This window comes from Rhizobium oryzicola (assembly GCF_030504645.1).
Classification (GTDB): domain Bacteria; phylum Pseudomonadota; class Alphaproteobacteria; order Rhizobiales; family Rhizobiaceae; genus Neorhizobium; species Neorhizobium oryzicola.
In genome coordinates this window covers 1-22,481 of record NZ_JAUKWQ010000006.1, presented here as the reverse complement: position 1 = coordinate 22,481, position 22,481 = coordinate 1, and the positions used below count along the sequence as shown (strand labels likewise).

The 22,481-nt window shown below is 60.1% G+C and carries 25 protein-coding genes and 1 riboswitch; of the genes, 12 read left to right on the top strand and 13 right to left on the bottom strand.

Annotation, left to right across the window (positions count from 1 at the left end; all coding sequences use genetic code 11):
* Positions 1–9 precede the first annotated feature (9 nt).
* The 6 genes from Q2T52_RS17930 to Q2T52_RS17905 form a co-directional block, all read right to left on the bottom strand.
* Positions 10–615 carry a thiamine phosphate synthase gene (locus Q2T52_RS17930; RefSeq protein ID WP_302078192.1) on the bottom strand — a complete coding sequence of 202 codons (606 nt, stop codon included), beginning with the start codon at positions 613–615 and terminating at the stop codon, positions 10–12.
* Positions 612–1,385 (bottom strand): thiazole synthase, encoded by a 774-nt coding sequence (locus Q2T52_RS17925; protein ID WP_302078191.1) that lies wholly within the window; start codon positions 1,383–1,385, stop codon positions 612–614. Before Q2T52_RS17925 ends, Q2T52_RS17930 begins: the two co-directional genes overlap by 4 nt.
* 1 nt (position 1,386) lies before the next feature.
* The gene (thiS, locus tag Q2T52_RS17920; RefSeq protein ID WP_302078368.1) at positions 1,387–1,584 is read right to left on the bottom strand and encodes a sulfur carrier protein ThiS; all 198 of its coding nucleotides are present in this window, start codon (positions 1,582–1,584) and stop codon (positions 1,387–1,389) included.
* Positions 1,584–2,552 (bottom strand): glycine oxidase ThiO, encoded by a 969-nt coding sequence (gene thiO, locus Q2T52_RS17915; protein ID WP_302078190.1) that lies wholly within the window; start codon positions 2,550–2,552, stop codon positions 1,584–1,586. The genes thiS and thiO overlap by 1 nt, the downstream gene beginning before the upstream one ends.
* A gap of 199 nt (positions 2,553–2,751) precedes the next feature.
* Positions 2,752–4,566: a phosphomethylpyrimidine synthase ThiC gene (gene thiC / locus Q2T52_RS17910; protein ID WP_302078189.1), complete on the bottom strand. Its 1,815-nt coding sequence runs from the start codon at positions 4,564–4,566 to the stop codon at positions 2,752–2,754.
* Positions 4,567–4,657: 91 nt separating this feature from the next.
* Positions 4,658–4,775, bottom strand: a riboswitch (TPP riboswitch).
* A gap of 63 nt (positions 4,776–4,838) precedes the next feature.
* Complete coding sequence (locus Q2T52_RS17905; protein ID WP_302078188.1) at positions 4,839–5,846, bottom strand: MBL fold metallo-hydrolase; 1,008 nt, start codon at positions 5,844–5,846, stop codon at positions 4,839–4,841.
* A gap of 318 nt (positions 5,847–6,164) precedes the next feature.
* On the opposite strand from Q2T52_RS17905, the gene ffh reads away from it, so the two are divergent.
* The 5 genes from ffh (at position 6,165) to trmD (ending at position 9,885) form a co-directional block, all read left to right on the top strand.
* Positions 6,165–7,739, top strand: coding sequence for a signal recognition particle protein (gene ffh / locus Q2T52_RS17900; RefSeq protein ID WP_302078187.1), 1,575 nt, complete (start codon positions 6,165–6,167; stop codon positions 7,737–7,739).
* 12 nt (positions 7,740–7,751) lie between these two features.
* Positions 7,752–8,072, top strand: coding sequence for a chorismate mutase (locus tag Q2T52_RS17895; RefSeq protein ID WP_302078186.1), 321 nt, complete (start codon positions 7,752–7,754; stop codon positions 8,070–8,072).
* 66 nt (positions 8,073–8,138) lie between these two features.
* The gene (rpsP, locus tag Q2T52_RS17890; RefSeq protein ID WP_302078185.1) at positions 8,139–8,498 is read left to right on the top strand and encodes a 30S ribosomal protein S16; all 360 of its coding nucleotides are present in this window, start codon (positions 8,139–8,141) and stop codon (positions 8,496–8,498) included.
* A 114-nt stretch (positions 8,499–8,612) separates the two neighbouring features.
* The gene (rimM, locus tag Q2T52_RS17885) at positions 8,613–9,179 is read left to right on the top strand and encodes a ribosome maturation factor RimM (RefSeq protein ID WP_302078184.1); all 567 of its coding nucleotides are present in this window, start codon (positions 8,613–8,615) and stop codon (positions 9,177–9,179) included.
* A 7-nt stretch (positions 9,180–9,186) separates the two neighbouring features.
* On the top strand, positions 9,187–9,885 hold the full coding sequence (gene trmD, locus Q2T52_RS17880; protein ID WP_302078367.1) for a tRNA (guanosine(37)-N1)-methyltransferase TrmD: 699 nt from the start codon (positions 9,187–9,189) through the stop codon (positions 9,883–9,885).
* Here the strand turns inward: trmD and Q2T52_RS17875 are convergent.
* A complete protein-coding gene (locus Q2T52_RS17875; RefSeq protein ID WP_302078183.1) occupies positions 9,867–10,613 on the bottom strand; it encodes a sulfite exporter TauE/SafE family protein in 747 nt (248 codons plus the stop codon). The two genes, trmD and Q2T52_RS17875, sit on opposite strands and share 19 nt — an antisense overlap.
* Before the next feature lie 293 nt (positions 10,614–10,906).
* Here Q2T52_RS17875 and rplS point away from each other — a divergent pair, with 293 nt between their 5' ends.
* The 3 genes from rplS (at position 10,907) to Q2T52_RS17860 (ending at position 13,200) form a co-directional block, all read left to right on the top strand.
* Complete coding sequence (gene rplS / locus Q2T52_RS17870) at positions 10,907–11,428, top strand: 50S ribosomal protein L19 (RefSeq protein ID WP_302078182.1); 522 nt, start codon at positions 10,907–10,909, stop codon at positions 11,426–11,428.
* Positions 11,429–11,550: 122 nt separating this feature from the next.
* Positions 11,551–12,348: a transporter substrate-binding domain-containing protein gene (locus Q2T52_RS17865; RefSeq protein ID WP_302078181.1), complete on the top strand. Its 798-nt coding sequence runs from the start codon at positions 11,551–11,553 to the stop codon at positions 12,346–12,348.
* Between the two features lie 87 nt (positions 12,349–12,435).
* On the top strand, positions 12,436–13,200 hold the full coding sequence (locus Q2T52_RS17860) for an amino acid ABC transporter permease (RefSeq protein ID WP_302078180.1): 765 nt from the start codon (positions 12,436–12,438) through the stop codon (positions 13,198–13,200).
* A 1-nt stretch (position 13,201) separates the two neighbouring features.
* Here Q2T52_RS17860 and Q2T52_RS17855 read toward each other — a convergent pair whose 3' ends face one another.
* The 3 genes from Q2T52_RS17855 to ppk2 form a co-directional block, all read right to left on the bottom strand.
* Positions 13,202–13,705 carry a nuclear transport factor 2 family protein gene (locus Q2T52_RS17855; RefSeq protein WP_302078179.1) on the bottom strand — a complete coding sequence of 168 codons (504 nt, stop codon included), beginning with the start codon at positions 13,703–13,705 and terminating at the stop codon, positions 13,202–13,204.
* 137 nt (positions 13,706–13,842) lie between these two features.
* Positions 13,843–15,123, bottom strand: a complete 1,281-nt coding sequence (locus tag Q2T52_RS17850) for an MFS transporter (RefSeq protein ID WP_302078177.1) — start codon at positions 15,121–15,123, stop codon at positions 13,843–13,845.
* Positions 15,124–15,253: 130 nt separating this feature from the next.
* The gene (ppk2, locus tag Q2T52_RS17845) at positions 15,254–16,159 is read right to left on the bottom strand and encodes a polyphosphate kinase 2 (RefSeq protein WP_302078176.1); all 906 of its coding nucleotides are present in this window, start codon (positions 16,157–16,159) and stop codon (positions 15,254–15,256) included.
* A 331-nt stretch (positions 16,160–16,490) separates the two neighbouring features.
* Between ppk2 and leuC the strand changes: the two genes are divergently transcribed.
* Positions 16,491–17,900 (top strand): 3-isopropylmalate dehydratase large subunit, encoded by a 1,410-nt coding sequence (gene leuC, locus Q2T52_RS17840; RefSeq protein ID WP_302078175.1) that lies wholly within the window; start codon positions 16,491–16,493, stop codon positions 17,898–17,900.
* A gap of 201 nt (positions 17,901–18,101) precedes the next feature.
* Complete coding sequence (locus tag Q2T52_RS17835) at positions 18,102–18,932, top strand: EamA family transporter (RefSeq protein WP_302078174.1); 831 nt, start codon at positions 18,102–18,104, stop codon at positions 18,930–18,932.
* Position 18,933: 1 nt separating this feature from the next.
* Here Q2T52_RS17835 and Q2T52_RS17830 read toward each other — a convergent pair whose 3' ends face one another.
* Positions 18,934–19,482 carry a L,D-transpeptidase family protein gene (locus Q2T52_RS17830; protein ID WP_302078173.1) on the bottom strand — a complete coding sequence of 183 codons (549 nt, stop codon included), beginning with the start codon at positions 19,480–19,482 and terminating at the stop codon, positions 18,934–18,936.
* Positions 19,483–19,620: 138 nt separating this feature from the next.
* Here Q2T52_RS17830 and Q2T52_RS17825 point away from each other — a divergent pair, with 138 nt between their 5' ends.
* Both Q2T52_RS17825 and Q2T52_RS17820 read left to right on the top strand, forming a co-directional pair.
* Positions 19,621–20,304 carry a response regulator transcription factor gene (locus tag Q2T52_RS17825; RefSeq protein WP_302078172.1) on the top strand — a complete coding sequence of 228 codons (684 nt, stop codon included), beginning with the start codon at positions 19,621–19,623 and terminating at the stop codon, positions 20,302–20,304.
* 12 nt (positions 20,305–20,316) lie between these two features.
* A complete protein-coding gene (locus tag Q2T52_RS17820) occupies positions 20,317–20,772 on the top strand; it encodes a cyclic nucleotide-binding domain-containing protein (protein WP_302078171.1) in 456 nt (151 codons plus the stop codon).
* Positions 20,773–20,782: 10 nt separating this feature from the next.
* Here Q2T52_RS17820 and Q2T52_RS17815 read toward each other — a convergent pair whose 3' ends face one another.
* A complete protein-coding gene (locus tag Q2T52_RS17815) occupies positions 20,783–21,373 on the bottom strand; it encodes a cation efflux transmembrane domain-containing protein (protein WP_302078170.1) in 591 nt (196 codons plus the stop codon).
* A 64-nt stretch (positions 21,374–21,437) separates the two neighbouring features.
* Complete coding sequence (locus Q2T52_RS17810; RefSeq protein ID WP_302078169.1) at positions 21,438–22,238, bottom strand: exodeoxyribonuclease III; 801 nt, start codon at positions 22,236–22,238, stop codon at positions 21,438–21,440.
* Positions 22,239–22,481 lie beyond the last annotated feature (243 nt).

Genomic DNA, 22,481 nt, shown 5'->3' with positions numbered 1-22,481 from the left:
AAAGCATGCTCAAGAGAAGCGCCGGGTGGCCTCGATCCATGCGCGCGTGCGGCCCTCCGGGTCGGCATTCCGGGTAATGTCAGTCACGACAGCGGCACTGTCCGCACCATGCGCGAAGACATCCGCCAGCCGCTCCACCGTGACACCGCCAATGGCGACGAGCGGCAGGTGACCCACCTTGTGCTTCCAGTCCTTGAGCCGCGGCAGACCCTGCGGCGCCCACTTCATCTGCTTGAGGATCGTCGGCCAGACGGGACCGAGCGCGACGTAATCCGGCTTCGCCGCCAGCGCCGTTTCAAGTTCCGCCTCGTCATGGGTGGAGAGGCCGAGCTTCAATCCGGCAGCGCGGATGGCCGCAAGATCGGCCAAGCCCAGATCCTCCTGCCCCAGATGGATGAAATCGCAACCCTCTTCGATGGCCACCTGCCAGAAGTCATTGATGATCAACTGACAGCCATGGGCGGCGCAGGCGGCTTTGGAACGCCTGACATGGGCGCGCAGAACCTCGTCCGACACATCCTTCATGCGCAGTTGCACGAGTTTGACGCCGAGCGGCACCAGACGCTCGATCCAGTCGGCGCTGTCGACGATGAGATAAAAGGGATCAAGCTTCATGCAAATACGCCCTTGCCGATAACGGGGGTGGAGGGAACGGCCATGTCGCGCGGCTCCAGCGGACCGGCCTGATAAGCGAGATGACCGGCATCGATGGCTTTGGCGAAGGCTTCCGCCATCAGCGCGGGATTGCCGGCACCGGCCACGGCGGTGTTGAGCAGCACGGCATCGTAACCAAGTTCCATCACTTGCGCCGCATGCGAAGGTCTGCCGATCCCGGCATCGACGATTAGCGGAATATCGGGAAATTCGGCCCGCATGGATTTGAGCGCCGAAACATTTTGCGGTCCCATGGCTGAGCCGATCGGCGCGCACCAGGGCATCAACAGCTTGCAACCGGCCTGCAACAGTCGCTCGCCCACGACAAGATCGTCGGTGGTATAGGGAAACACCTCAAACCCGTCATCGCTGAGAATTTTTGCTGCCTCGACCAGCTGGAACACATCCGGCTGCAGTGTGTCGTGATGGCCGATCAGTTCCAGCTTGATCCAGTTGGTGCGGAAAACCTCACGCGCCATTTTCGCCGTCAACACGGCTTCGGACACGCTGTGGCATCCGGCGGTATTGGGCAGGACATGAACGCCGAGGTCGCGGATCAGCTCGAAGAAGGCCCCGCCCGCCTTGCCACCTGCGGTTTCCCGCCTGAGCGACACCGTGACGATCTCGGTGCCCGAGCGCCGAACGGCATCGGCGAGCTTGGCGGGGGACGGATAACGCGCCGTGCCGAGCAGCAGGCGGGATGAAACGGTGCGATCATAAAGTGTGAGCATGTCAGCCTCCCTGCATGGGAGCGAGGATTTCCACCCGGTCTCCCTCCTTCAGCGGCCACTCGGCCCGCTCCTCGCGTTGTACGAGATTGCCGTTGACGGCAGTGGCAAGCCAATCGCCCTCGTAGTCCAGCGCGGTCAGCAGATCGGAGAGAGTTCGGGCGGCGCATTCCTGCGCCTCACCATTGACGATCACGCGGATCATGCGCTTTTCCTCCGGTCGTTGACGTTAAGCTTTTCGGTCAACTGCCGCGCCATGGCGGGCGCCAGCAGAAAACCGTGGCGATGCATGCCCGCAATGGCAAAGCCGTCTGCCGTTTCCACCACACGCGGCAGGTTGTCGGCAAAGGCGGGACGGATGCCGACGCCGGTTTCGATAAGCCGCGCCTCCCCGAAAGTGGGATGCAGGGCATAGGCGGCATTGAGAAATTCCATCAGCGAACGCGCACTGATCGGGCCATCATCGTCAGCCTCGATCATCGTCGCGCCTACCATGAAGCGATGGCCGTCCCGCGGAACGATATAGATCGGATGGCGCGGATGCAGCAGGCGGATAGGTCGCGACAGCGTCACCTCGGGCGTTTCCAGGTAGATCATTTCGCCACGGACGCCGCGAAGACCGGACAGGGTTTCGATAGCAGCAGAGCCGGTGCAATCGATCACCTGGGCATAGTGGCCCTCCGGTTCGGCTCCAAAATGGAAGCGTACGCCCTTCGCCACAAGAGCCTGATGCAGCCCCTGCAAGGCCTTGCGCGGGTCCAGATGCGCCTCACCGGCAAAGAACAGACCGGGACGGAATCGTCCCGAGAGAGCCGGTTCAAGCGCGGCAATTCCATCCCCATCAAGCCACTCATATCCGCTGGTGCGACTGGCAAAGCGCTTGAGATCGCTCTGGTCGCGCTCGGTGGACAGCACCAGCGTTCCCTTGCGCGTCACCTGACCGGGAAGCGCCTTTTCCCACCAGTCTGCGGCAGCGAGGCCCAGCGTCAACACGACCTCTTCCGCCGCCTCCCGCTCGCACCAGGGCGCCAGCATGCCTCCCGCATAATGGGAGGCACCGTGCCCCGTCTCGGTTGATCGTTCATAAACCTCCACCTCAAAGCCGCGGGATGCGAGCTCAAAGGCGGCGGTGAGGCCGGCAACGCCGGCCCCCTTGATCAGAATGGACATGGTGGAAGCTTCTCCAATCCATTTGCCGTGCTGGCGTGACATAGGAAAGAAATTCCCCCTCTGGCTGCCGCCATCTCCCCCACGAGGGGGGAGAACACCCGAGGCACCGCCTTGCCCCAAAAGAGTTTGAGACGGCTCGACTGATTAAGCCCCTCCCCCTTGTGGGGAGGGGTTGGGGAGGGGTCTAGCCTCGGAATGATCACTTTACAGACTCCACCGGCATGTAGAGATCGCCGCCCTCGCGATACTTCGCCGCCATGGCCTCCAGCCCTTCCTTCTGCGCCTCGGCACGGATGTCGTGGGAAATGCGCATGGAGCAGAATTTCGGACCGCACATGGAGCAGAAATGCGCGACCTTGTGCGCTTCCTTCGGCAGGGTTTCATCGTGGAAGGAGCGCGCCGTATCCGGGTCGAGCGACAGGTTGAACTGATCTTCCCAACGGAACTCGAAGCGGGCACGCGACAGCGCATCATCGCGCACCTGTGCTGCCGGATGGCCTTTGGCGAGATCGGCGGCGTGGGCGGCGATCTTGTAGGTGATGACACCGACCTTCACGTCGTTGCGATCCGGCAGACCGAGATGTTCCTTCGGCGTGACATAGCAGAGCATGGCCGTGCCGAACCAGCCGATCATGGCCGCACCGATGCCCGAGGTGATGTGATCATAGCCCGGCGCGATATCCGTCGTCAGGGGTCCGAGCGTATAGAACGGCGCTTCGCCGCAGGTCTTCAACTGCTTGTCCATGTTCTCCTTGATCTTGTGCATGGGAACATGGCCGGGACCTTCGATCATCACCTGGCAATCCTTCGCCCAGGCAATCTGGGTAAGCTCGCCGAGCGTTTCCAGTTCGGCGAACTGGGCAGCATCATTGGCATCGGCAATCGAACCGGGGCGAAGACCGTCACCCAGCGAGAAGGAGACGTCGTAGGCGCGGCAGATATCGCAGATCTCTTCGAAGTGCTCGTAGAGGAAGCTCTCCTTGTGGTGATGCAGACACCACTTGGCCATGATCGAGCCGCCGCGCGAGACGATGCCGGTGACGCGGTTGACGGTCAGCGGAATATAGGCAAGCCGCACGCCGGCATGGATGGTGAAGTAATCCACGCCCTGCTCCGCCTGCTCGATCAGCGTGTCGCGGAACACTTCCCAGGTCAGGTTTTCGGCAATGCCACCCACCTTTTCCAGCGCCTGATAGAGCGGCACCGTGCCGATCGGCACCGGCGAATTGCGGATGATCCAGTCACGGATATTGTGAATGTTGCGGCCGGTGGAGAGGTCCATGACAGTATCCGCACCCCAGCGGATCGCCCAGACCATCTTCTCCACCTCTTCCGCCATGGAGGAGGTGACGGCGGAGTTGCCAATATTGGCGTTGATCTTCACCAGAAAATTCCGGCCGATGATCATCGGCTCGCTTTCCGGGTGATTGATGTTGGCGGGAATGATGGCGCGGCCTGCGGCCACTTCCTGTCGCACGAATTCCGGCGTGACGTAGTCCGGGATATGCGCGCCGAAGCTTTCGCCATCGCGCTCTAGCTTTTCCTTGGCGGCTTTACGGCCCAGGTTTTCGCGGATGGCGATGAATTCCATCTCAGGCGTGATGATCCCGGCGCGCGCATAGGCCAGCTGCGTCACCGCCTTGCCCGGTTTGGCGCGCAGGGGCTCGGCGCGCACTGGAAATTCCGGCGTCAGCTTGTCCCCGCTGACGAAGCCATTGTCCTCTGGCTTTACCACGCGACCCGCATAGGCTTCCACATCGCCACGCGCGATGATCCAGTCGCGGCGCAGCTTCGGCAGACCGGCATCGATGGAGATGGATGCTGCCGGATCGGTATAGGGGCCGGACGAATCATAGACATTGACCGGCGGTTCGCCGGAGGTCGGATGCAGCGCGATCTGGCGCAGGGGCACGCGGATCTGTGGATGCAGTTCGCCGGGAATATGGATCTTGGTCGAGGCGGGAAGCGGACCCGTGGTGACTTCAGGGGTCGGAAATTGCGGGGCGATATTCATTTTTGAGGCTCCAAGTGTTCAGGTTGGAGACCCAGTCATGACAGCCGGAATGATGGAAAGACGCATTTTACCCGCCCAATACTGGCATGGTAACGCAGCGCTCGCACCGTCCCTACGCCAGTATGAACTGGATCAGGTTCAACGGGTCACCGCGCTGCTTTAAGCCTAGCGGAATCTCAGCCCCTTGCGGGACACCCCTGGTGAATGTTCAAATCTTCCGGCAATCGATCCGGCTTGTCAATGTTCCATGACAGTCTTGGACGTGATGACGATCACAGGTCCGGCACCTCGAACACCTCGCCGGGTCGAAGCGGGCGAAACCGCTCCGGCCGGATACCGGCTTCCGTCAGCGCAACACTCAATGCCGCTAGAGGCTCCTCGATCCCCTCATCCGTCAGCTTGAACGTGCCCCAGTGATGGGCAATCGCCGTGGCGGCGCGGCAAAGCTGCATGCCTTGCACCGCTTCCGCCGGGTTTTGGTGCTGCGCCTTCATGAACCATTGCGGCTCATAGGCGCCGATCGGCAGGATCGCGAGCCGGAAAGACCCGTGCTTTTCGGCCGCTGCCGCATAATTGATGCCGCCATGAAAGCCCGTGTCGCCGATGTGGTAGATCTTGCCTACAGGCGTTTCGATGACGAACGCGGCCCAGAGCGCCATGCGTCGATCACGCATTCCACGTGCCGACCAGTGATGGCAAGGTTCGCAATGAAGCGTGACGCCCTTTCCCGCATAGACGGCATCACCCCAATCCACCACAGTGATATTGGCATCGCCCAGAGCCGGCCGCAGGATGGCGTCATTGCCGAGCGGCGTCGCGAAGTGCGGCCGATGCGCCTCCTGCAGGCGCTTCAGCGTGGCGAGGTCCATGTGATCGTAGTGATTGTGGGTCACGATCACGATGTCGATGACAGGCAGATCCTGGAACCTGATGCCGGGCGCATTGACCCGCTTCGGACCCACGGAGGAAAACGGGCTCGTCCGCTCGGACCAGACGGGATCGGTCAGAATATTCAGGCCCGCCGCCTGGATGAGGAACGAGGCATGGCCGACCGCCGTCACCACCAGTTGCGGACCGGATATCCGCCTTTCCGGCACAGCCGGTTCGAAAGGGCTCGGATAGGATTTCGGCCAGGCGACGCTTTTGCCGTTGAAGCGCCACTTCAACAAGCCGCCCAGGCCCTTCGGCTCTTCCCCGCCAGGATTGAAAAAACGGATGCCGTCGAAGTGGTCGGAGATGGGGCCGGTGTAGTAGCGATTTCCAGATGCTCTGCCGGCCATGAATGCTCCCTGACGATCCCCGAGACATGATATAGTCGAAATAGGGTGTGTCCAACATGGATGCAAACGGCTCAGCGGCAGGTACCATCAGCGCCAAGCCTTGACTTTCCCGACCTCTTCCTGTTTAAGCACCGCAATCTGCCGAAGTTGATGAGACTTTAGCCGCCGACCGGGACCCGTAAAGGTATAAAGAGATCCCGGAGGTCAACACCCGACAGCGCGATGCGCCCTCGGGTGCTTTTTGGCTATGCGTCTTGTTTTTCGGTGGTGAAGAACCGACGTTCCGGTTTGCCTGGTAACGTCAAGAAGGATGAAACGATGTTCGATAACCTCCAGGACCGTCTTGGTTCCATCTTGAGTGGACTGACCGGCCGTGGCGCGCTCTCCGAGGCGGATGTCTCGGCAGCCATGCGCGAGGTTCGCCGTGCGCTTTTGGAAGCGGACGTGGCACTGGAAGTCGTTCGCTCCTTCACCGATCGCGTCCGTGAGAAGGCCGTCGGCGCCGCCGTTCTGAAGTCGATCAAGCCTGGCCAGATGGTGGTCAAGATCGTTCATGACGAACTGATCGAGATGCTGGGCACCGAAGGTGTGTCCATTGACCTCAACGCCCCGGCCCCCGTCGTCATCATGATGGTCGGTCTTCAGGGTTCGGGTAAGACCACCACGACCGGCAAGATTGCCAAGCGCCTGACGGATCGCGACCGCAAGAAGGTCCTGATGGCCTCGCTCGATACGCGCCGTCCGGCCGCGCAGGAGCAGCTCCGCCAGCTCGGCATCCAGACGGGTGTCGACACGCTTCCGATCATCGCCGGCCAGTCGCCGACCGATATCGCGTCCCGCGCCGTGCAGGCGGCCAAGCTTGGTGGTCATGACGTCGTCATCCTCGACACCGCCGGCCGCACGCATATCGACGAGCCGCTGATGGCGGAGATGGCCGAGATCAAGGCCCGCTCCAAGCCGCATGAAATTCTGCTGGTCGCGGATTCGCTGACCGGTCAGGACGCCGTCAACCTCGCCCGCAATTTCGATGAGCGCGTCGGCATCACCGGTCTCGTGCTGACCCGCATGGACGGCGATGGCCGTGGTGGTGCTGCTCTTTCCATGCGCGCCGTGACCGGCAAGCCGATCAAGCTGATCGGTGTCGGCGAAAAGATGTCGGAGCTCGATGAGTTCCACCCGCGCCGCATCGCCGACCGCATTCTCGGCATGGGCGATATCGTTTCGCTGGTCGAAAAGGCCGCGGAAAATATCGACGCCGAAAAGGCGCGCGCCATGGCCGAAAAGATGGCCAAGGGCAAGTTCGACCTGAACGATCTGGCCGAACAGCTGAAGCAGATGAAGTCGCTTGGCGGCATGGGCGGCATCATGGGCATGATGCCCGGCATGGCCGGCATGAAGGACAAGCTCGCCGCATCCGGCATGAACGACAAGATGTTCGATCGCCAGCTGGCGATCATCTCCTCCATGACCAAGGCCGAGCGCGCCAACCCCGATATTCTGAAGCACAGCCGCAAGAAGCGCATTGCCGCGGGCTCCGGCACGGATGCCGCCGAAATCAACAAGCTTCTGAAAATGCATCGCCAGATGGCCGACATGATGAAAATGATGGGCGGCAAGAAGGGCGGCGGCATGATGAAGCAGCTGATGGGCGGTCTTGCCGGCAAGATGGGCCTCGGCGGCGGCATGGGCATGCCGGATCTGTCCAGCATGGACCCGAAGCAGCTGGAGGCGCTGGCCAAGCAGGCGGAAGCAGCAGGCATCAAGCCGGGCTCCATGCCCGGCCTTCCGGGCGGTCTGCCAGGTGGCCTTCCCGGTATGCCGGGTCTGGGCGGCGCGAAGCTTCCAGGTCTCGGCGGCATGCCGGGCCTTCCCGGTTTCCCGAAGAAGAAGTGAGTGGTGCGCGCCATGGTCGATCCCAAAATCAAGGAACAGCTGGGCAAGTATCGCCAGTCCATCGACAATATCGATGCGGCCCTCGTTCATATGCTGGCGGAGCGTTTTCGCTGCACCAAGGAAGTGGGCATCCTGAAGGCCCTGCACGATTTGCCGCCGGCAGACCCGGCGCGCGAAGAATACCAGATTGAACGTCTGCGGCGGCTTGCCAAGGATGCGCAGCTGGATCCGGATTTCGCCGAGAAGTTCCTGAACTTCATCATCAAGGAAGTCATCCGGCATCATGAAGCCATTGCCGCCGAACATGGCGGTGTCACCGAAAAGACTGCCTGAGGGCAGCCTCAAGAAACTAAGGCCCGCCGTGGATGGCGGCCCAAACCGAACCTGAAGGAGTTTGAAATGTCCCTGAAGATCCGTCTCGCCCGTGGTGGTTCCAAGAAGCGCCCGTACTACCACATCGTTATCGCTGACGCCCGTTCGCCGCGCGATGGCCGTTTCATCGAAACGGTTGGCGCCTGGAACCCGATGCTCGGCAAGGATTCCGAAAACCGCGTGACGCTGAACGTCGAGCGCGTCAAGGAATGGGTTGCCAAGGGCGCCCAGCCGACCGACCGCGTTCTGCGTTTCCTCGCTGAAGCCGGCATTGTCGAGCGCGCCGCTCGCAGCAACCCGGAAAAGGCAAAGCCGGGCAAGAAGGCTCAGGAGCGCGCTGCCGAAAAGGCACAGAAGGCTGCTGACGCCGCCGCTGCTGCCGAATAATTTCGGGCTTCCAAGTGTTTTTAGACGGGTGGCATGGCAACATGCCGCCCGTCTTCTGTTTTCAAACGGGCAAAAAAACTTTAATACGCTCGCCAAACAGGAAACGAAGGTGGCATGGCAAAGCTTCGAAACCCGATTCTGATGGCGACAATCGGCGCAGCCCAGGGCTTGCGCGGTGATGTGCGCGTGCGCGCCTTTACCGAAGATCCGCTGGCGCTCGGCGATTACGGCAATCTGCACAGCGAAGACGGCCGCACCTTCGAGATCCTGGAAATCCGTGAAGCCAAGAATGTGGTGATCGTTCGCTTTCGCGGCATCAATGATCGCAACGCCGCCGAAGCCCTGAACGGGCTGGAGCTTTTCATCGAGCGGGACAATTTGCCGGATGAGGAACTGGAGGAAGACGAGTTCTTCTACGCGGACCTCGAAGGGCTGGAAGCGCTGGATGCGGATGGCAAAAGCTATGGACGCGTGAGTGCCGTCTATGATTTCGGCGCCGGCGATCTCTTGGAGCTGAAGGGTCCGGGCCGCCGCCCGACGCTCATTCCGTTTTCGGAAGCTGCCGTTCTGGAAATCGATCTGGAAGCCGGGCGCCTTCTGATCGACCCACTCGCCGCCGGTCTCATCGACAACCCTGACGATGACGAACCGAAGCCCGGCGAGCACGAGGATGACGAATAGTTTCCCGATGCCGTTTCGCGCAACGATCCTCACCCTTTATCCTGAAATGTTTCCGGGTCATCTCGGCCACTCCCTGGCAGGCAAAGCCATGGAACGCGGCCAGTGGTCGCTGGAAACTGTGCAGACCCGCGACTTTGCCGAGGACAAGCACCGCACTGTGGACGATACTCCCGCAGGCGGCGGCGCCGGCATGGTGCTGAAGCCGGACATTCTGGCCAAAGCAATCGACTCGGTCGCATCGGATACGCGCCCCCGCCTATTGATGAGCCCGCGCGGCAAGCCGCTAACGCAGGAACGGGTGCGGGAACTGGCAGAAGCCGAAGGTGTCGTGATCGTCTGCGGCCGGTTCGAAGGCGTCGACCAGCGCGTGATTGATGCGCGCCAGCTCGAGGAAGTCTCGATCGGCGATTACATCCTCTCCGGCGGCGAGCCAGCAGCACTGACGCTACTCGATGCCGTGGTGCGTATCCTGCCGGGTGTCATGGGCAATGTGCATTCCGGCACGCATGAAAGTTTCGAGACCGGCCTTCTGGAGCATCCGCATTACACCCGCCCGCAGGTCTTTGAAGGCCGCGAGATCCCGGCTGTTCTCACCTCGGGCAATCATGCGGCGATCGACAAATGGCGGCATGAGCAGGCGCTGGCGCTGACCAGGGAACGGCGTCCGGACCTGTTGCCTGCAAAACCTCAACCCGTGACGAAGTAATAGATCGTCAGGGCGATCCCAACCGCCACGACAATCATGCGCATGACATTCTGCGGCACGCGCTTTGCCAGCCACACGCCAGCATAGCCTCCGGCTGCGGATGCCGGCAGCATCACCAAGGCCTGCATCCAGGCAACGACACCGCCGCCCACGAAGATAATGATGGCGACGCCGGCAATCATCATGGCGAGCAGGTTCTTCAGCGCATTGAGATGATGATAGCTGCCGCCGGCCGTCAGCCCCAGCATGGCCAGCATCATGATGCCCATTCCTGCGCCGAAGAAGCCGCCATAAATTGCCGTCAGGAACTGGGCGATCAGGCTGGAAGGTGTCGTCGAGGGATGTTCGGTGGAGGCCGATGGCTTCAACCAGGGACCTGCCGCAAAGATGGCCGTGGCCCCTGCCAGAAGCCAGGGTACGAGCGCCCGGAAGGACGGGTTGCTGAGCGACAGCAGGATCAACGCGCCCGCAATACCGCCCGCAATGGACACAATGGAGAGGATGATCACCGTCTTCCCGCTGCGTTTCAGCTCCTGTACATAGGCGAGCGTCGAGGTCACATAGCCCGGAAACTGCACGATGGAGGATGTGGCGTTGGCGGAAATCGGCGCAATGCCGGCCAGCGTCAGCGCACCGAATGTAAGAAAGGTGCCGCCGCCCGCAATCGCATTGACCGCGCCCGACAGAAAGCCCGCCGCAAGTAGCAGCGCAATTGTGACCACGGTCATGATGTCCTCCCATTTCAGGCATCTGGAATACAAAGGGACCAGACGGACGACAAGGGCACTGAAGGACGAACTTTTCGGCCCCGCCCGCAGCATTCCACCAGAGACAGGGGTGACAAGCATGACAGTTTGGTGTAATGGCCCACGCGGAAATGGGAGTAGCTCCCGTTGACCGCAACAAAGAATGACGAACCCGCTCCTGTTTGAAGGCATTGGCCTTTTGACACGCTTCCAAGGAAGATCCGAGGAATGCGCTGAGAACGCTCTGGTCGTTTCAGAAGAACCTAGAGGTTAACATGACCAACATTATCGCTCAGCTGGAAGCCGAACAGGCTGCCAAGATCGAAGCCATCCGCAAGCTCCCAGAATTCTCCCCCGGTGATACGCTGCGCGTGAACGTAAAGGTTACGGAAGGTAACCGTACCCGCGTTCAGGCCTATGAAGGCGTTTGCATTGCCCGCTCCGGCGGCGGCATCAACGAAAGCTTCACCGTTCGCAAGATCTCCTACGGCGAAGGCGTCGAGCGCGTATTCCCGATCTACTCCCCGATGATCGACAGCGTTGAAGTCGTTCGCCGCGGTAAGGTCCGTCGTGCGAAGCTCTACTACCTGCGCGACCGTCGCGGTAAGTCTGCCCGTATCGTCGAAGCAACCAACATCCGCGCTCGCAAGCTCAACGACGCCGAGCGTTCCGCCGCTGCCGACGAAAAGGCACGTCTGGAAGCTGAAAAGGTTGCAGCAGCACAGGCTCTCGCCGCCGAAAAGGCAGCAGCAGAAGCCGCTGAAGCTGCAAAGGCTGCAGAAGCCGCTGCAGAATAAGAATTCCGGAAATCCGGTTTTCACGAAAAGGCGGTCTTCGGATCGCCTTTTTGCTTTGATGCGTTTCGCTTGCCTCAGGACGCCTGACGGGGCATTTTCCTTCATCATTTGAGGAGATTGCCATGCCGTCCAGACGCTCGCTGCTTGCAGGTTTCGCGCTTGCCCTTCTGTCGCCAGCCCTTGCGATTGCTGATGGTCTGCCGGACCTCAAAGCGCGCAGCATCGTGGTGGTCACGGAAAACGCATACCCGCCGCTGCAGTTCGTCGACCCCAAGTCCGGCAAGGCCATCGGCTGGGAATATGATGCGATGAACGAGATCGCCAAGCGGCTGAACGCGAAGGTGGAATATCGCAACACCTCCTGGGACGCCATGATACCCGCGGTATCTCAAGGCCAGTATGACATCGGCATGACCGGCATCAGCATCAAGCCGGAGCGTAAGGAGAAGGTGGATTTCTCCGACCCCTATATGCGTTCCGAAATGTTCATGCTGGTGCGCGCCGACGAGAAGCGCTTCACAGATGCAAAGAGCTTTGCCGCCAACCCGAAGACACTGGTTGGGGCCCAGGCGGGGACCACATCCTTCTACACCGCGATCTACGACATTCTGGATGGCAACGAGCAGAACCCGCGTGTGAAACTGCTTGAAACCTTCGGTGCTACCGTGCAGACGCTGAAGGCCGGTGACGTGGATCTGGTCCTGACGGACGGTGTTGCCGGCAAGGGGTATGTGGAAGCCTCCAACGGCACCCTGAAACTTATCGGCGGCCCACTGGGCGGCGATGATTTCGGCTTCATTTTCAAGAAGGGCTCCGATCTGGTTGCCCCCATCAATGCAGCGATCGCCGCCTTGAAGGCGGATGGAACGTTGGCCGCGCTCGATAAGAAGTGGTTCCTGGATTACAAGCTGGGCGAATGACCCTTGCCCGTATCTCCTTCTGAAGGCCAGCAGCCCTCACGCAGATTGCAACGCTGGAGAACCGCCCAGGATTTTCCCTGGTGGTTGATGGGCTTTTTGCTGCTGGGCCTCATTCTGGCGGCAGTGATTGCGCTCAGCGGCATCTTCGCCCAAGTCTTCCTGACGGTCATCAACGGGCTCTGGGTCACTGTCTCAGTCACTATCACGGCCTTCGCGCTGGCTTGCCTCTGGGGCCTTCTCATTGCGGTGGCCGGCATGGCGGATAATATCGTTCTGCGCAATCTGTGCCGCTTCTACATCGAGTTGATGCGCGGCATTCCAGTTCTCGTCGTGCTGTTCTACATCGCTTTCGTGGGCGCGCCTGCCATTGTTGATGCATTCAACTGGCTCCGTGTACCGCTCATCCGCAATGGGTGGATGGACGCAATTCTGGTTCGCGACTTCTCGCTTACCTGGCGAGCCATCATGGCGCTGACATTGTGCTACGGCGCCTTTATCGCAGAGATCTTTCGAGCGGGCATCGAAGCGGTCGACAAGGGGCAGATCGAAGCGGCCAAGGCTCTTGGCCTCAGTTCGTTTCAGCGGTTCCGGCTGGTCGTCCTGCCGCAGGCGCTTCGCACCGTCTTTCCGCCGCTCTCGAACGATTTCGTTGCCATGACCAAGGACAGTTCGCTGGTTTCGGTGCTGGGCGTGGCGGATATTACGCAATTGGGAAAGGTCTATGCGGCAGGCTCCTTCCGCTTTTTCGAGACCTATTCCATCGTCGCCTATATCTACCTGATGCTGACACTTGGCCTGTCGCTGATCCTGCGGCGCATCGAGAAATCCATGCGCCGTAGGAATGAAGCCTAAGTCAGAACTTCGGCGATGAATCCCAGTGCTCGTCGGCCTTGCCGTCCACGAAGCGCCATGTGTCGTACCATGTCGTCGTATAGGTCTTGGACGGATCTTTCGGATCCTTTTCCGTCCGCACCGTTGCCACAGTTACGAAGTCGCCTTCCGCCGTAACAAACACGACAGGTGACTTGATCTTGTCCGGGATCGGCGTCTTCTCGCGCTTCAAAACCTTGGTGAAGAAAGCCACGACGCCGTCACGGCCAGACGCAGCGTTTGGGTTATGCTGAAGATAGCGCTCCGTCAGATAGTCACTGGCCTTGTCCCAGTGGTTCGCCTCCAGCAGATCACGGAAGATCTTGTATGCCACCTGCTTGTTAGCATTGAGTTTCGGGTCGGGGCTGGTGAACAGGGCTTCCTTGTCGCTTGCAGCGACAACGGCCTCCTGGGCGAAGCTGGTCGAGGAACCAGCCATGAGGATTCCGAGCGCGCAAAGCGCGGCTTTCGTCTTTGGTGATTGCATCTTTGGTCTCCATTATGCCATCGCCACAAACGCATCAGGCGAGTAGACCATAACCAAGAGACCGCCGAACGAAAGGAGGCAGTTTTTCTGCCTCTAGGCAGGAAAACGTAACCTCCCATACTCGCTCGTGCCGAGGCTCAATGCGCCCCAGTCGCGCGCCGGGCTGCCATGCGTCCCACCATAATCACCAGGAGACCCGCAATCGCAAGACATGCAGCCAGGAAGAACATAGGCAGGATCGTGCTGCCGTACGCATCTTTGATCCAGGGCACGACGTTCTGCGCAACGAAGCCGCCGAGATTGCCGACCGAATTGATGGCGGCAATGCCAGCTGCGGCGCCTGCACCTTTCAGGAAGCGTCCCGGCAGGCTCCAGAACACCGGCTGACCGGCAAAAATGCCCGCTGCCGCGATGCAGAGGAAGGCAAACTGCAGGATGGGAGAGGTCACGACCACGGATAGCGCAAGGCAGAGAGCCCCGACGAAGGCGGGCCCCACAATATAGGGCGTCTTGTTTTCCGTCTTATCCGCAGCCGCCGGTACAGCCCAAAGCGCAATCGCGACCACCACCCAGGGAATGATATTGATGACACCATTCATGGTGTTCGACACGCCAAATCCCTTGACGATCGTCGGCAGCCAGTAGCTCAGGCCGTAGGCCGCCAGCGGAAAGCCGACATAGCAGAGCGCCATCAACAGCACGCGCGGATTGGTCAGTGCCTTGAATCCATTTTCGGAATGCTGGTCCATGCCGGCATTTTCCTGCGCGAGACGATCCTGCAGCCAGCGCTTCTCGTCCTCATCCAGGAACTTGGCTTTGTCAGGCGTATCATCCAGATAGAACAGGGTTACGATACCCGCGAGAACAGCCGGAACACCCGTGGCGAGGAAGACCCACTCCCAGCCTGCATAACCCCAGAGGCCATCGAGATCGAGCAGCATGCCGCCCAGCGGCGCGCCGACCGCATTGGCAATGGCGCTGAAGATCATGAAGAGGCCAACCATCCGGCCGCGGTAATCCTTGGGGAACCAGAGCGTCAGAAGAAACAGCACACCGGGGAAGAAGCCGGCTTCGGCCACGCCCAGCAAGAAACGCAGGATGTAGAACATCGTCGCGTTCTGCGTATAGGCCAACGCGATGGTGACCGCACCCCAGCTGATCATGATGCGGGCAAACCATACGCTGGCTCCGAACCTGTTCAAAAACAGGTTGCTCGGAACTTCGAACAGAAAATAACCGATGAAGAAGAGCGAAGCGCCAAGACCATAGGCATACTCGCTCATGCCGAGATCGCCCACCATCTGTAGCTTTGCAAAACTGACATTCTGACGGTCGATATAGGCGATCAGGTAGAGAAGCCCGAGAAACGGCATGAGCCGCCAGGTGATCTTCGTGATCAAGTCTTTTTCTGAAACCACGGGGTATTCTCCTTAACGCTTTACGCCACGCCTGAAGCGCAACTCGAAGGAGATTGATTTAGAGAAAAAGACTTTGGTGGCAAGTGGCCGGCCAGTGTGCGAGTCACCGACCGGTACGAATATGATAGGATCAGTAAAGTTCCGGTACATACATTTCCGGCGGTACCGGATGGCGAATGTAATCCGCATGACGAACGCGAGCTGGAAGCTCCACATGTTCCTTCGGCACATGCTCATAGGGGATCTGCGCCAGAAGATGTGCGATCATGTTGAGGCGCGCCTTCTTCTTGTCGACCGCCTGCACGACCCACCACGGAGCTTCTGGAATATGCGTGCGTTCCAGCATCTCTTCCTTGGCGCGCGTATAGTCTTCCCAGTGAACACGGCTCTGCAGGTCCATGGGTGACAACTTCCACTGCTTCAACGGATCGTTGATGCGCATGCGGAAGCGGAATTCCTGCTCCTCATCCGTGATCGAGAACCAGTACTTCAGAAGAATGATCCCGGAGCGAACCAGCATGCGCTCGAATTCCGGCACGTCGCGGAAGAATTCCTCCACCTGGTCAGGCGTGCAGAAACCCATCACGCGTTCGACGCCGGCACGGTTGTACCAGGAACGGTCGAACAGCACCATTTCGCCGGCTGACGGCAGATGCGGAACATAACGCTGGAAATACCACTGGCTGCGCTCGCGCTCGGTCGGTGCTGGCAGAGCCACGACGCGGGCAACACGCGGGTTGAGCCGCTGCGTGACGCGCTTGATGGCACCGCCCTTGCCGGCGGAGTCGCGGCCTTCGAACAGAATCACGACCTTCAGCTTCTTATACTGCACCCAATCCTGCAGACGCACCAGTTCATGCTGAAGACGGAAGAGTTCGCGGAAATAGATCTTGCGATCCAGCGTCGGCTCAGAAAGCCCTTCCCGCACCAGATCTTCGATGCGCTCTTCCTCGAGCTGTAGCTCCAGTTCTTCATCGAAGCTGTCGATGATCTCTTCTTTCAAACGGTTGACGTCATCGTGCATCGGTGGGGTCATGGAACATCTCCTCTATTGGGAAGAAGATGAAGCATGAAATGGCGAAAGCTGTGTGACAATCTCACGACAACTTCAGACCATCAGACCGAGCCCACAGCGATTGCCGCCCACGCAAAAAACTGCTAAGTCCAACGGCATGGGATCAAAATTCGGATGCCTCGCGAACCACTACATTGTGCTGCAGGACCACAAGCGTCTGCCGGCACGGTTTTTCGCGCGCATTTCCGGTGCTCTGAACAGCCGACTTCGTCACGCCTGATTGCATGACGTGCGGCAGCCGATGCTGCCGAATTCAAATCCCTTGTTTTCCGATATCAAATGGATGGCAGCCATGAGCGCACCGCGTACTCTCTATGACAAGATCTGGGATGACCACGTCGTCTCGACCGACGAAACCGGCACCTGTCTTCTCTACATCGACCGTCACCTCGTGCATGAGGTGACGAGCCCGCAGGCCTTCGAAGGCCTGCGTCTGGCAGGCCGCAAGGTTCGCGCCCCGGAAAAGACGCTGGCCGTCGTGGACCACAACGTGCCGACGACTCCGGACCGCCACACCGGCATCAAGAACGAGGAAAGCCGCATCCAGGTGGAAGCGCTGGCCCAGAATGCGCATGACTTCGGCGTCGAGTACTACTCGGAAAAGGACAAGCGTCAGGGCATCGTGCACATCGTCGGTCCGGAACAGGGCTTCACCCTGCCGGGCATGACCATCGTCTGCGGCGACAGCCACACCTCCACGCATGGCGCTTTCGGCGCTCTCGCGCATGGTATCGGCACGTCCGAGGTCGAGCATGTTCTCGCCACCCAGACGCTGGTGCAGAAGAAGGCCAAGAACATGCTGGTGCGTGTGGATGGTCAATTGCCTCCGGGCGTCACCGCCAAGGATATCATCCTCGCCATCATCGGTGAAATCGGCACCGCAGGCGGCACCGGCCACGTCATCGAGTTCGCGGGCGAAGCCATTCGCTCGCTCTCGATGGAAGGTCGCATGACCGTCTGCAACATGACGATCGAAGGCGGTGCCCGCGCCGGTCTCATCGCGCCGGATGAAACCACCTTCGAATACATCAAGGACAAGCCGCGCGCTCCAAAGGGCAAGGCCTGGGACATGGCGCTTGACTACTGGAAGACGCTGCATTCCGACGAAGGCGCGCATTACGACCGCGTCGTCGTTCTCGATGCCGCCAACTTGCCGCCGATCGTCTCCTGGGGCTCTTCGCCGGAAGACGTGATTTCGGTTCAGGGCATTGTGCCGAACCCGGATGATATTCAGGACGAGACCAAGCGCACCTCCAAGTGGCGCGCGCTGGATTATATGGGCCTGAAGCCGGGCACCAAGATCACCGATATCGCGGTTGACCGCGTCTTCATCGGCTCCTGCACCAACGGCCGCATCGAAGACCTGCGCGCCGCTGCCAAGGTTGTCGAAGGCAAGAAGGTTGCATCCACCGTTTCCGCCATGATCGTTCCGGGCTCCGGCATCGTGAAGGAACAGGCGGAAGCCGAAGGCCTCGACAAGATTTTCAAGGAAGCCGGTTTTGAATGGCGCGAGCCGGGTTGCTCCATGTGCCTGGCCATGAACGACGACCGCCTGAAGCCAGGTGAGCGTTGCGCATCCACCTCCAACCGGAACTTCGAAGGACGTCAGGGCTACAAGGGCCGCACGCACCTCGTATCGCCCGCCATGGCTGCCGCTGCTGCGGTTGCTGGCCACTTCGTCGACATCCGCGAGTGGAAGTAAGCTTTTCGCTTCAGACTCAATGATTGGCCGCCGGATCGAAAGGTCCGGCGGTTTTTCTTTGAATTTATGGGACAGCAGGATGACAAATTTCAATTTGACGGCCAGTGCAACTCGGATACGGTCACGTCAACAAATGGTCTGTCTGATGTTCCCTGATCCTACCGCCCTTCGTCACCTCCTGGCCGCAACCGGGAGCGTCGCGTGAATCCTGCCCTCATTGGTCTTGCTCTGTTTGCAGCCGCGCTGCATGCCAGCTGGAACGCTTTTCTCCGTTCCGGGGCGGACCGCCTTTGGTCGGTCACGATCATGAGCATCGCCGGCACCGTTGTGGCGATACCCTTTCTCTTCATCTTCCCGCTGCCCTCGGCAACGGGCTTTGCCTATATTCTGATCTCCTGCGCACTGCAGATCATCTACACCGTCTTTCTCATTGCCGCCTATCGTTACGGGGACTTAGGGCAGATCTATCCCGTCATCCGCGGCACGGTGCCCCTGATGGTTAGCCTCGGTGGCTATCTTTTTTCAGGCATCCATCTGGCTTGGACGCAAATGGCCGGCGTGGTGCTGATCGCAGCCGGCATCATGAGCCTGGCTTTGGGAAAGAGCCGCGCACCGACCTCGTCGATCTTGCTCGCCCTGTTCAGCGGAACACTGATCGCGACCTATGCGACGATCGATTCCATCGGGGTCAAGCATGTTGAGACGCCGGGTGTCTATGCGGCCTGGGTCATCTTTCTCTACGGCGTTCTGCAGCTTTGCGTCTACACGGTCATGCGAGGGCGGCTGCGCTTTGAAGTCCGATCTGCCGAAAGCTGGAAGGCTGTTGCGGGCGGTATTCTCGCCCTTCTCTCCTATGCCGCCATTATTGGCGCCTATTCGCTCGGGCCAGCGGGGCCTGTTTCGGCCATCCGAGAAACAAGCGTGGTGTTCGCTGCCGTGATTGGCTGGATTTTTCTTGGGGAAAGGCTAACCCCACGCCGCGTCATCGCCTGCCTGATCGTGGCGGCTGGTGCGATCACGATCGGCCGATAGTTCAGGCAACCCTGACCACCGTCCCTCGGCGAAGATAGGGAAGCAGCCTCAGCATATCCCTGCGGCTGACGGCGATGCATCCAGCCGTCGGTTCATAACCCGGCTTGATCAGGTGGAAGAAGATGGCTGAGCCTCCGTAGCGCTTGCGCGAGCAGATGTTCCAGTCGAGCACGAGGCAGATGTCGTAAAGACCGTCCTTGCGGCGCATCTCTTCATGGCTTGCCTTCAGGGGCTGGCGCACCAGTCGGTTATAGGTGGGATGCTTCGGTTCGTCACACCACAGCATATCAGCGCGGATGCGCTTCAGAACAAGCGGCGTGCGGATGCCCTGCGGCCGCTCTCCGCGAATGAAGCCGTAAAGCAGTTTCATCGGCGCAATCGGCGTTCCGCCATCCCCTTCCCGCTTCAATGCGGTGCGTCCTGAACGGCCAATGGCAGCCGGCACCGTGATGCCGCCACACTGAACCAGGGCACGACTTTTTGCCCCCGGTGCGGGCCGAACGGTGACAATGGACGGCACACGCCCTATTTGCCTGTGGGAACCTGCCATTTTTCTCACATGATTTTGCTTTGAATATGATTTGGTATGCTTTCATAGCACGATGATTTCGAGATCCTACAGACCCGACCGCAGTCTCCTGCTCATGGTGAGCAGAGGGCTGACGGAAAAAGGAAAGGCAAACACTGCATGGCAGCTCGCACCGTATTGCTGGTGGATGACGATGAAGACCTGCGCGAGACGCTGATCGAGCAGCTGTCTCTCTATGAGGAATTCAGCCTGCTGCAGGAGGCGAACGCCACAAAGGCCATGGCAACCGCCAAATCCCGCCAGATCGACCTGCTGATCATGGATGTGGGCCTGCCCGACATGGACGGGCGCGAGGCGGTGAAGCTGCTGCGCAAGGGCGGCTTCAAGGCGCCCATCATCATGCTGACCGGCCACGATACCGATTCCGATACCATCCTCGGTCTCGAAGCGGGCGCCAATGATTACGTGACGAAGCCTTTCCGTTTCGCTGTGCTGCTTGCCCGCATCCGTGCACAGCTGCGCCAGTATGAGCAGAGCGAAGACGCAACCTTCACCGTTGGTCCCTACCTGTTCAAACCGAGCCAGAAGCTGCTGACCACAGATGACGGCAAGAAGATTCGCCTGACGGAAAAGGAAGCAGCCATCATCCGGTATCTCTACCGTGCCGGCCAGAAGGTCGTGACGCGCGACGTCCTGCTGGAAGAGGTCTGGGGCTACAATTCCGGCGTCACCACCCATACGCTGGAAACCCATGTCTACCGCCTGCGCCAGAAGATCGAGCGCGATCCCTCCAACGCGGAAATCCTCGTCACCGAAAACGGTGGCTACAAGATCGTTCCGTAAGCGGAAGACCAGATGGCGCTCAGCGACGACATCCAGCTTCTCTCACAGGTGCCCCTGTTTCAGGGTCTCGATGGCGACCAGTTGCGGCTGATCGCCTTCGGGGCGGAGAGGCGCAGCATTCAAAAGGGGCAGGCACTTTTTCGCGAGCACTCTCCCGCGGAATGCGCCTTCGTCGTCGCGCGCGGGCGCTTCGATCTCTACACCGAGAGCCGCGACGGCATGGCGGAGCGACAGGGCACGGCCACGCCGGGAACGCTGCTCTCGGAACTCGCGCTGGTGACGATGGTGGAGCGCAAGTTCACCGCTGTCGCGGCAGAAGATGGCGAGGTGGTGCGCATCCCCCGCTCGCTCTTCCATCGCCTGCTGGAAGAATATCCGGCTGTTGCCCGCATCCTCGAAGACCGCATCCGCCAGAACCTGGTCGATCTCGCAAATGCGGCGGCGGCTATGGCGGGCCGGTTCGGGTGAGAGTGAGGCGCTACGCCGCAGCCTCATGCTCTTCACGCGCCGCTTCCCAGACTTCCTTCGCGGCATCCAGGTTCATATAGGCAATGCCGAGGCCGACGATGAGATCAGGCCAGGCAGACGACCAGAGATAGGCCGTGACGCATCCGGCAAGGATGATGGCTATATTGGCAAAGGCATCGTTGCGCGCGGAGAGAAACGCTGCGCGGGTCAACGAGCCGCTGTGATGGCGATATTTCGCCAGCAGAAACGCACAGCTGACATTGACAAGGAGCGCGCCAAGACCCGTCAACGTGAGTGCAACCGCGTCCGGCGGCACGGGTGCGATGATCTTCTGCCAGGCCGTCCAGAGAAAGGCGAGCGCCGGCGCGAGCAGGATCAGCGCCATCAGCATGCCTGCCCTTGCGCGAAGCTTCGGCGTCCAGCCGAGCGCGAAAAAGATCAGCAGATTGACCGACGCATCTTCCAAAAAGTCCGCGCTGTCTGCCAGCAGAGACGCCGAGCCGATTCTGAGCGAAACGATGAACTCAACGACGAAATAGGCGAGGTTGGCAAGCGCCACAAGCAACACCGCCCGTCTGAGCCCCTGTTCAGCATCAGTCATGTCGAACCTCGCTTGGCTCTGTTGCCGATAGAATGCAGATTATGCGCACGAATGCGGCACGAGTTTAAAATTTGAACGTCGCCGTGACGGGCACATGGTCCGATGGCTGATTCCAGCCGCGCGCTTCCTTGAGCACCTCGATCTTATCCAGGAAGGGGCCAAGATCCGGCGAGGACCAGATATGGTCGAGACGGCGGCCACGATCGGCGGCCTCCCAGTCCTTGGCGCGGTAGCTCCACCAAGTATAGAGCTTTTCGGACGCGGGGATATGCTGGCGCATCAGGTCCAGCCAGCCGCCCTTCTGCATCACCTCGGTCAGTCGCTCGGTTTCAACAGGCGTATGGCTGACGATCTTCAACAGCTGCTTGTGCGACCAGACATCATGCTCCAGTGGCGCGATGTTGAGATCGCCGACGAGGATGGATGATATTCCGGGGGAAGAGGCTTTCAGCGCCTTCATCTCTTCCACGAAATCGAGCTTGTGTCCGAACTTGGGATTGATGCTGCGGTCCGGCTCGTCGCCGCCGGCGGGGACATAGAAATTATGCAGGCGGATACGGTGCGGTCCGCGCTCGAAGAGTGCGGAGATGTGGCGGGCGTCGCCCATGCCGCAGTAGTTTTGACGATGCTCTTCCGTCAGCGGCAGCTTCGAGACGATGGCAACGCCGTGATAACCCTTCTGGCCGTGCAGGATGATGTGTTCGTAACCCATGGCCTTCAGCGGCTCGAGCGGAAACTCCTCCGCCCGGCACTTGATCTCCTGCAGGCACAGAATATCCGGCTGCTCACGGACCAGGAACTGCTGGACGATCGGCAGCCTGAGCCGCACGGAATTGATGTTCCAGGTGCTGATGGAGAATGTCATGGGAAACCTCGCTGTAGGATGCGAGGTTTAGGCTGTTTTGCAGGTGAAGGGCAAGGGTTTGGAGCCCTGCGAAGAAGAGTTAACTCCCCCTCTGGCTGCCGCCATCTCCCCCACAAGGGGCAGTGTTTACAGAATCAGCTTTCGGGATTCTATTTGGTTCCGGCAGGTGATTTGGAGAGGAGGGTCGCGGATGGATTGCCCGAGATGCCATGGACAGGATCTGCGCAAAACCGGCTTGAAAGG